This window comes from Vibrio sp. 970, from assembly GCF_033339075.1.
The window spans coordinates 378,650-386,846 of the sequence record NZ_JAWOTW010000005.1; the positions used below are offsets into that span (position 1 = coordinate 378,650).

The window sequence follows — 8,197 nt, forward strand, 5'->3', positions numbered from 1 at the left end:
GCTGATTTCTTGTAATTTTCACACCAATTAAGTGCAATATTCTGTTGCATAAATGGCTGGTATTTAAGCTATAATGAATGAACGTTCATTCACTAAAGGGTGACATTATGAAGGATAACCCTGCTGTAGATAAACGAGAACAAATCTTAGTCGCTGCTGAACAACTCATTGCTGAATCTGGTTTTCAAGGGCTTTCCATGCAAAAGCTCGCCAATGAGGCAGGTGTCGCAGCAGGGACGATTTACCGTTATTTCTCAGATAAAGAACATCTTTTAGAGGAACTACGCCTTAACGTTGCTAAGCGTGTTGCTACTGCGGTGCAACTAGGTGTTAGTGAAGAGATGCCTTTAAAACAGCGTTATCGAACCATGTGGCTCAATATTTGGAATCTAGCGAGCTCGAACTTAAGTGCGATCAGCAACCGAGTCCAATATGAGTCTTTACCCTGTTCAAATAGTAGCAAAGCTCGGGAACTTGAGAGACAAATGTTTGCCCAAGTAGATCTTCTTTTTAATCAGGGTAAAGACGAGGGAGTATTCAAGCTTCTCGATAACGAAGTACTTTCTGGATTAAGTTTTGAGGCAAGTGTTGCACTTGCTCGGAAACACGCTTTGGGATTTTATCAACTGGATAAGACGGCATTAGAGGCCGCTATTGAAGCCAGTTGGGATGCAATTATTAAACACTAACTTGGAGTTCTTAATAGAATGAAAAAGTGGATTTTGATGCTATCAATTGTTTTATTACTTTTTGGTAGCGTTGTTACATACAGACTAATTGATATCAAAGACAAAATGGAGCAGTTTGCCAATCGCCCTGAACCAGCATTCCCAGTAACCGTAACTGAAGTGCAAGCGGTGGATTGGGTACCAGTCATCGAGGCAATTGGTTTTATCGAGCCAAATCAAGGCGTGACGGTAGCGAACGAAACGAGCGGTGTTATCGATAAAATCGCATTTGATTCCGGTACTCAAGTCAAAGCAGGTCAGCCACTAGTACTGCTTGACTCTGACGTTGAGAAAGCGAATTTAAAGAGCTCGCAAGCCAAGTTGCCAGCAGCAGAAGCGAAATACAAACGCTACCAAGGGCTATTTAAAAAAGGCTCTATTTCTAAAGAAGCGTATGACGAAGCAGAAGCGAACTACTTCTCCTTAAAAGCGGACATTGAAAGCTTGAAAGCGACCATCGACCGACGCGAAATCAAAGCGCCATTTGATGGTGTAGTAGGTATTCGTAACGTGTACCTCGGTCAGTACCTACAAGCGGGTACCGATATTGTTCGCCTGGAAGACACCAGCGTGATGCGTTTACGCTTTACCGTGCCGCAAACCGATATTTCACGTATCAATATCGACCAAGAAGTGGATATCTTCGTGGATGCCTACCCAGAACAGCCTTTCAAAGGTTCAATTTCTGCGATTGAGCCTGCGGTTAACGTACAAAGTGGTTTGATTCAAGTTCAAGCGGATATCCCTAACAGTGACGGTAAACTGCGTAGTGGTATGTTCGCGCGTGCAAACATCATTCTGCCTAAGTTAGAAAATCAGGTCACTCTACCTCAAACCGCGATCACATTTACGCTATATGGCGACAATGTTTACATCGTAACAGAAGAAGATGGCGAAAAACGCGTTAAGCAGCATGTGGTAAAAGTTGGCGAACGCTCTAAAGATATCGCACACATTCTAGAAGGCGTGAAGCCAGGTGATGTGGTAGTGACATCGGGTCAAGTCCGTTTGAGTAACCATGCGAAAGTAAGCATTGTCGAAAGCGATGCAACTACCCCACCTGCTGAAACACCAATGCTTTAAGTTGGAGGCATCATGCGCTTTACAGATGTTTTTATAAAACGTCCAGTTTTAGCGGTATCGATCAGCTTTTTGATTGCATTGCTTGGTTTGCAAGCGGTGTTCAAAATGCAAGTTCGTGAGTACCCTGAAATGACGAATACGGTGGTCACCGTGACCACCAGTTACTACGGTGCAAGTGCCAACTTGATCCAAGGCTTTATTACTCAGCCATTGGAGCAAGCGGTGGCGCAAGCCGATAATATTGATTACATGACTTCGCAATCGGTACTAGGTAAATCAACCATTACTGTCAACATGAAGTTGAATACTGACCCGAATGCAGCATTGGCTGATATCTTAGCGAAAACGAACTCAGTACGTTCTCAGCTTCCAAAAGAAGCCGAAGATCCAACCGTAACCATGTCGACAGGTTCGACAACGGCGGTACTGTACATCGGCTTTACGAGTGACGAGTTATCTTCAAGCCAGATCACTGACTACCTTGAGCGTGTAATCAACCCGCAGTTGTTCACTGTAAACGGTGTATCCAAAGTTGACCTGTATGGTGGTATGAAGTACGCACTGCGCGTATGGCTAGATCCTGCCAAAATGGGCGCTTTGAAGTTGACCGCTACGGATGTGATGAGCGTTCTTAACGCCAACAACTACCAATCTGCAACCGGTCAAGCGACGGGTGAGTTCGTACTTTATAACGGTAGCGCAGATACTCAGGTATCAAACGTTGCTGAACTTGAAGCATTGGTCGTGAAAACTGGTGAAGGGGATGTCATCCGCCTAGGTGATATCGCTAAAGTAACGCTGGAGAAGAGTCACGACGTTTATCGCGCAAGTGCAAACGGTCAAGAAGCCGTGGTTGCGGCGATCAACGCAGCACCAAGCGCTAACCCAATCAACATTGCAGCAGACGTACTTGAACTGTTGCCTCAGCTTGAGCGCAACCTACCAAGTAACATCAAAATGAACGTGATGTACGACTCAACTATCGCCATCAACGAATCGATTCACGAAGTAGTGAAAACGATTCTTGAAGCAGCGGTCATCGTACTTGTGGTTATCACACTGTTCCTAGGTTCATTCCGCGCGGTAATCATTCCTATCGTGACCATTCCACTTTCATTGATTGGTGTGGCAATGGTGATGCAGGCAATGGGTTTCTCTTGGAACTTGATGACGCTACTGGCGATGGTGCTTGCCATCGGTCTGGTGGTGGATGACGCGATCGTTGTACTAGAAAACGTTGACCGTCACATCAAAGAAGGGGAATCGCCATTCCGAGCTGCAATTATTGGTACGCGTGAAATTGCGGTTCCAGTTATCGCGATGACATTGACGCTAGGTGCAGTGTACGCGCCGATCGCATTGATGGGTGGTATCACCGGTTCATTGTTCAAAGAGTTCGCTTTGACACTGGCAGGTTCAGTATTCGTATCCGGCATCATCGCTTTGACACTATCACCAATGATGTGTTCGAAGATGCTGAAGGCGAACGAGAAGCCAAGCAAGTTTGAGCAAAAAGTTCACCATGTACTTGATGGCATGACTAATCGCTACGCAAGCATGTTAAAAGCAATAATGGCTAGCCGACCAGTGGTGATCGTGTTTGCGATAATTGTATTCGCAAGTTTACCAGTCCTATTCAAGTTTATTCCTAGCGAGCTAGCTCCATCTGAAGATAAAGGTGTTGTAGTACTCATAGGGACCGCACCATCAAATTCGAATTTGGACTACATCCAAAACACCATGGATGATGTGAATAAGATTCTCTCTGATCAACCAGAAGTGGAATACGCTCAGGTATTTAACGGTGTACCGGATTCTAATCAAGCGTTTGGTTTAGCTACACTCAAACCATGGGGCGAACGAGAAGCGAGCCAAGCAGAAATCAAACAGCGTGTTGGTGGGCTTGTTTCGAGCATTCCGGGAATGTCTATTGCTGCCTACGAAATGCCGGAGCTACCAGGTGCTGGTTCAGGCCTTCCTGTACAGTTCGTAATTACAACGCCAAACAACTTTGAAAGTTTGTTTACCGTTGCAAATGACATTCTGTCGGAAGTAGCAAGCAGTCCAATGTTTGTCTATTCCGATCTGGATCTGAAATATGATTCTGCAACGATGAAGATCAAGATCGATAAAGACAAAGCAGGTGCCTACGGTGTGACTATGCAAGACATTGGTATCACCCTCAGCACCATGATGGCAGATGGTTATGTAAACCGTATCGACCTAAATGGCCGCTCTTATGAGGTAATTCCTCAGGTTGAGCGTAAATGGCGTCTAAACCCAGAATCGATGAAGAACTACTATGTACGCTCTGTGGATGGTAAAGCGGTTCCATTAGGTAGTCTGATTACCATTGATGTGGTGGCTGAGCCTCGCTCTTTGCCACACTTCAACCAGCTAAACTCAGCAACTGTGGGTGCTGTTACAGGCCCTGGTGTTTCGATGGGGGATGCAGTTAATTGGTTTGAAAATATTGCACAAACCAAACTGCCTGCAGGGTATAACCATGATTACATGGGCGAATCTCGTCAGTTTGTAACGGAAGGTAGTGCCTTGTATGCAACCTTCGGTCTTGCACTTGCGATCATCTTCCTCGTTCTGGCGATTCAATTTGAATCACTCCGCGATCCTATTGTCATCATGGTATCTGTACCTCTGGCAATATGTGGTGCCTTGATCGCATTGGCCTGGGGTACGGCCTCGATGAACATATACTCGCAGGTTGGTTTGATCACGCTGGTCGGCCTAATAACCAAGCACGGTATCTTGATCTGTGAAGTCGCCAAGGAAGAGCAGTTACATAATAAACTGTCTCGTATTGATGCGGTGATGGAAGCTGCGAAAGTGCGTCTTCGCCCTATCCTAATGACCACTGCAGCGATGATCGCAGGTCTGATCCCACTGATGTACGCAACAGGTGCAGGTGCCGCGCAACGTTTCAGTATCGGTATCGTCATCGTTGCTGGCCTTGCAATCGGTACACTGTTCACACTATTCGTGCTACCTGTGATTTACAGCTACCTAGCTGAAAAACACAAACCTCTGCCAGTATTTGTTGAAGACAAAGACTTGGAGAAGTTAGCGCGAGTTGACGAAGCGAAAGCAGCTCATCGTGAATTAGCGGATAACAGATAAGCTATTAAGGCATTCAAAAAGGTCACTTCGGTGGCCTTTTTTATTGCCGCTCTCTTTTTTGCCATCTAAATGGCGACTTTCACGTATCATTTACTTAAAATGAGGACAAATCAAAAGGAGTTTTAGCCACTATGTTTGACCCAAAGAAATTAGAGCAAATTGCTAAACAGATTCACGACTCAATGCCTCAACCTGTAAAAGAGTTGGGCTCTGATGTCGATCAGAAAGTTCGTCAAGTAATCCAAGGCCAGCTAAACAAGCTAGATGTTGTAAGTCGCGAAGAGTTTGATGTTCAAACTCAAGTTTTACTACGTACACGTCAAAAGCTAACAGAAATGGAACAGAAGTTGGCGCAACTTGAAGAAAAGCTTGCTGAAAAATAAGTATCAAAGCGCTCCTCACAAAGGAGCGTTTTTCTTATCGGCGCGCAGATAAATCGGCTAAAAACAAAAAGGCTTGGTCAACGGCGACCAAGCCTTTTGATTAGATGTTGTGTTTTATTTTGTATTTATCACTCCAGTCTGGCCAGAGTTCATTTAATATTTTCTCTACTTTGAAGCAAAGAAAATTAGCCACCAACCGCGATGCGCTTCATATCTGTCATATAACCACGTAGTTCTTCACCGATATATTCTACAGGGTGGTTTCGGATTGTTTCATTCACAGCGATAAGAGTCGCGTTATCCACTTGGTTAGAAGTTTCACCTAGACCTTTACCAATGACGTCTGTACTAACAGAAGGCATGAATTTTTCACGCAGTAGCGGCGTTGCTACATTAGCAAATAGGTAGTTACCATATTCAGCCGTATCAGAGATAACCACGTTCATCTCGTATAAACGCTTACGTGCGATAGTGTTTGCGATAAGTGGCAGCTCGTGTAGAGACTCGTAGTAAGCAGACTCATCGATGATGCCAGAAGCGGTCATCGCTTCAAATGCTAGCTCAACACCCGCACGAACCATAGCAACCATCAGGATACCGTTATCGAAGTACTCCTGCTCAGAAATTTCTACGTCAGTTTCTGGGTAGTTTTCGAAAGCAGTTTCACCCGTTTCTGCACGCCAGCCTAGTAGGTTTGCATCGTCGTTTGCCCAGTCAGCCATCATCGTGCTAGAGAAGTGACCTGTGATGATGTCATCCATGTGCTTGTTGTATAGCGGACGCATCAGCTCTTTTAGCTCTTCAGAAAGTTCAAATGCTTTTACTTTCGCAGGGTTAGTTAGGCGATCCATCATATGAGTGATACCACCAAACTTCAGAGCTTCCGTGATCGTTTCCCAGCCGTATTGAAGAAGCTTGCCTGCGTAGCCAGGATCGATACCATCAGCAATCATCTTCTCGTAACACACGATAGAGCCAGCCTGTAGCATGCCACAAAGGATAGTTTGCTCACCCATTAGGTCAGATTTCACCTCAGCAACGAAAGAAGACTCTAGACAGCCTGCACGGTGACCACCGGTTGCTGCAGCCCAAGCTTTCGCGATATCCCAACCTTCACCTTTTGGGTCGTTCTCTGGGTGAACAGCGATAAGAGTCGGTACACCGAAACCACGCTTGTATTCTTCACGAACTTCCGTACCTGGACATTTAGGTGCAACCATTACTACCGTTAGGTCTTTACGGATTTGCATGCCTTCTTCAACAACGTTGAAACCATGAGAGTAACCCAGTGCTGCGCCTTCTTTCATTAACGGCATTACCGTCTCAACAACGTTTGTGTGCTGCTTATCTGGAGTAAGGTTTACTACTAGATCAGCTTGTGGAATTAGCGTTTCGTAGCTACCTACCTCAAAACCGTTGTCTTTTGCGTTTTTGAATGACTGGCGTTGCTCATCAATCGCGGCTTGGCGAAGCGCATAAGCAACGTCTAGACCAGAGTCGCGCATGTTCAGACCTTGGTTAAGACCTTGAGCACCACAACCTACAATGACTACTTTCTTACCTTTCAGATAATCCGCTTCTGAAGCGAACTCACTGCGGTCCATAAAACGACAACGACCTAATTGGTCCAACTGCTCGCGCAAGTTTAGGGTATTGAAATAATTAGCCATCTGGGTGCTCCTTTGAGATTCTTCCATTGAGGTCAGTAATTGCCTTACCGAATAACTTCATACTAAAACAGACATGAGATTGCTTAAAGTGATATATTCACAATTAATTATTGCAATTTATGCAACATGGAAATGAAAATTTAATGAATATCAAAAGCCTGCAACTTTTCATTCATCTCTGTGAGAGTAAAAGTTTCGCCAAGACCGCAGCGGCAATGCATATTAGCCCTTCAGCCTTAAGCCGACAGATACAAAAATTAGAGGAGGAAACCAGCCAACAATTGTTTTTACGCGACAACCGTAGCGTTGATTTAACTATCCAAGGTAAAAAGCTAGTCCCAGTCGCCTTAAAGATTCTTGGCGAATGGCAGCAGTATCAGAGTCACCTGAAGGGAACCGAGGATGAATTGAAAGGAGAAATCCGTCTCTTTTGTTCTGTTACTGCAAGCTACAGCCATCTTCCGGAGCTAATATCTGACTTTCGTATTCAGAACCCTTTCATTGAATTCAAACTATCAACCGGCGATCCAGCTCAAGCGATCGACAAAATACTAGCAGATGAAGCCGATATTGCCATATCAGCCAAGTCAGAACAGATGCCAAATAAAATCGCATTTGAAACGATCAGTGAAATCCCACTTTCTGTCATCGTACCTGTTGGGGTTAGTGCGTTTGCTGAAGAGCTACAAAAAGAAAAACCAGACTGGTCGGTCATTCCATTCATACTCCCAGAAGCAGGAACGGCAAGAGACAGGGCCAATAGTTGGCTCAAACAAATGAAAATAAAGCCAAAGATTTACGCACAAACTTCCGGACATGAAGCCATCGTAAGTATGGTTGCATTGGGGTGTGGAGTAGGTATCGCACCTGATGTTGTAATCAATAACAGTCCGGTAAGAGAAAAGATAAATCGTTTAAAAGTCTTACCAATTAAACCTTTTAAACTTGGTGTTTGCTGCAACAAAACTCAGCTGGAAAATCCGCTTGTTAAAGCCTTTTGGAAGGTTGCAGAGAGCAAGTATATCGCACCTTAGATGAACACTTTTTAGGTATAAAGTGAGCTAATTTTAAAACTCTATAGATGCAAAAAAGCCCGCTCTTTCGAGCGGGCTTCTTAAATTTAAAGCCTGGCGATGTCCTACTCTCACATGGGGAAGCCCCACACTACCATCGGCGCTATTTCGTTTCACTTCTGAGT

At 44.7% G+C, this 8,197-nt stretch carries 6 protein-coding genes; 5 read left to right on the top strand and 1 reads right to left on the bottom strand.

Annotated elements, in window-relative coordinates:
* Positions 1–107 precede the first annotated feature (107 nt).
* From R7Q11_RS10610 to ubiK, 4 genes are all read left to right on the top strand, one after another.
* Entirely contained in the window at positions 108–689 is a 582-nt protein-coding gene (locus tag R7Q11_RS10610) for a TetR/AcrR family transcriptional regulator (protein ID WP_005384254.1), read from the top strand.
* A gap of 18 nt (positions 690–707) precedes the next feature.
* Positions 708–1,811 (top strand): efflux RND transporter periplasmic adaptor subunit, encoded by a 1,104-nt coding sequence (locus R7Q11_RS10615; RefSeq protein WP_042523871.1) that lies wholly within the window; start codon positions 708–710, stop codon positions 1,809–1,811.
* A 12-nt stretch (positions 1,812–1,823) separates the two neighbouring features.
* Positions 1,824–4,946 carry a multidrug efflux RND transporter permease subunit VmeD gene (gene vmeD / locus R7Q11_RS10620; protein WP_033907400.1) on the top strand — a complete coding sequence of 1,041 codons (3,123 nt, stop codon included), beginning with the start codon at positions 1,824–1,826 and terminating at the stop codon, positions 4,944–4,946.
* A gap of 131 nt (positions 4,947–5,077) precedes the next feature.
* Positions 5,078–5,329: a ubiquinone biosynthesis accessory factor UbiK gene (gene ubiK, locus R7Q11_RS10625; protein WP_005379099.1), complete on the top strand. Its 252-nt coding sequence runs from the start codon at positions 5,078–5,080 to the stop codon at positions 5,327–5,329.
* Positions 5,330–5,514: 185 nt separating this feature from the next.
* Here the strand turns inward: ubiK and ilvC are convergent, their stop codons facing one another.
* Positions 5,515–6,999 carry a ketol-acid reductoisomerase gene (ilvC, locus tag R7Q11_RS10630; protein WP_012841252.1) on the bottom strand — a complete coding sequence of 495 codons (1,485 nt, stop codon included), beginning with the start codon at positions 6,997–6,999 and terminating at the stop codon, positions 5,515–5,517.
* Between the two features lie 143 nt (positions 7,000–7,142).
* On the opposite strand from ilvC, the gene ilvY reads away from it, so the two are divergent.
* Positions 7,143–8,033 carry an HTH-type transcriptional activator IlvY gene (gene ilvY, locus R7Q11_RS10635; RefSeq protein WP_025768266.1) on the top strand — a complete coding sequence of 297 codons (891 nt, stop codon included), beginning with the start codon at positions 7,143–7,145 and terminating at the stop codon, positions 8,031–8,033.
* Positions 8,034–8,197 lie beyond the last annotated feature (164 nt).

Bases quoted from the DNA above. Each gene is read 5' to 3' on its own strand.
- R7Q11_RS10610 (WP_005384254.1), top strand. From the start codon at position 108: ATGAAGGATAACCCTGCTGTAGATAAACGAGAACAAATCTTAGTCGCT.
- R7Q11_RS10615 (WP_042523871.1), top strand. From the start codon at position 708: ATGAAAAAGTGGATTTTGATGCTATCAATTGTTTTATTACTTTTTGGT.
- vmeD (WP_033907400.1), top strand. From the start codon at position 1,824: ATGCGCTTTACAGATGTTTTTATAAAACGTCCAGTTTTAGCGGTATCG.
- ubiK (WP_005379099.1), top strand. From the start codon at position 5,078: ATGTTTGACCCAAAGAAATTAGAGCAAATTGCTAAACAGATTCACGAC.
- ilvC (WP_012841252.1), bottom strand. From the start codon at position 6,999: ATGGCTAATTATTTCAATACCCTAAACTTGCGCGAGCAGTTGGACCAA.
- ilvY (WP_025768266.1), top strand. From the start codon at position 7,143: ATGAATATCAAAAGCCTGCAACTTTTCATTCATCTCTGTGAGAGTAAA.